Consider the following 1,166-nt stretch of genomic DNA (forward strand, 5'->3'; position numbering starts at 1 on the left):
CCAAATCAATCGCTTAAGCTACATCCGCCAGCCTCAAAGGCCCATCGTTGTGCATAAGACGGGCTAGCGCCCAGCGATGGTAGAATAAATTACATCGGGTGAAATCCCCCTCGGGCTAACGTTCGCGCCGGGTCTGCGCTTCGGAGGCTCGAATAATCTTAGTTGAATCGGTAAGGGCGTGTTCAGCGCCGACGGACTAAAAAGACATATGACGCCGCGCACCATGCGTATTCTGGGCAAATCAATAGTCGTGACGATAATTGCAATCGTCGCGACCTTTGGTCTGTCGTTTACGGCCAGACTCGCCTTGCAAATGCCGATCGACTGGCTGAGTTGGGTGGAAAGCACGTTCATTCCCATTCTGATCGCAATGCCAGTCGCTTCCTACATCTTCGCCCAGTCGGAAACGATCCGGGACACATGTGACAAGTTGGAGAAGTCACATGCAGCTCTGAAAGAGACGCACGACAGGCTTACCTTCGTCACCAGCCATGACCCGATGACGGGCCTCCTTAGCCGTGGCGAATTCATGGCAAGGATGGACAGGAGGCGCGATGAAGGGGAATGCGACACGCTTCTCCTGATCGATCCGGATCACTTCTACTTAGTCAATGACAGGCACGGACACTACAAGGGTGACGAAGTTTTGGTTCGGATCGCGAAGGCGCTCGTTTATACGACACGTCCAGGGGACTCAATTGGCCGCCTTGGTGGGGAAGAGTTTGGGGTCTTGCTGCGCGACGCGCGCAAAGAGCAGGCGATTGCCATCGCGGAGAATATCCGTCGGCACATCGAGGGGGGTCCCTGGATCAAAGGGAAACAAGATGGCGTGAAGGTGACTGTCAGCATAGGAGGTGCAGAAATCCCCCGCTCTGCAGATGCTGAGGATGTCCTTCGCGCTGCCGGGCGGTGCCTTTTTGAAGCGAAACAACGCGGACGGAACCGCGTTTCCTTCACCTGCGAGGTAGCCAGATTGCAAGATATTACAGCCCGCAAAACACGCCCGAGATGATCCTGCGGGAACCCCCGTCAGCCAGCACATCGCATCCGATGCGGAACAATCCCAAGGTTTTCTGGAAGCACATGTCTCGAGACCAGCCTAGCCCGTCTTATGCACAACGATGGGCCTTTGAGGCTGGCGGATGTAGCTTAAGCGATTGATTTGG

Annotated in this window: 1 protein-coding gene; it reads left to right on the forward strand. The window is 55.4% G+C overall.

The features are described from left to right. The first annotated feature begins 208 nt into the window (after positions 1–208). Positions 209–1,012 (forward strand): GGDEF domain-containing protein, encoded by an 804-nt coding sequence (locus DH08_RS30210; RefSeq protein ID WP_192182909.1) that lies wholly within the window; start codon positions 209–211, stop codon positions 1,010–1,012. Positions 1,013–1,166 lie beyond the last annotated feature (154 nt).

The sequence above is a fragment of the Mesorhizobium amorphae genome, assembly GCF_014843845.1.
Taxonomy (GTDB): domain Bacteria; phylum Pseudomonadota; class Alphaproteobacteria; order Rhizobiales; family Rhizobiaceae; genus Mesorhizobium; species Mesorhizobium amorphae_A.

Coding starts and splice junctions, on each gene's coding strand:
- DH08_RS30210 (WP_192182909.1), top strand. CDS start 209: ATGACGCCGCGCACCATGCGTATTCTGGGCAAATCAATAGTCGTGACG.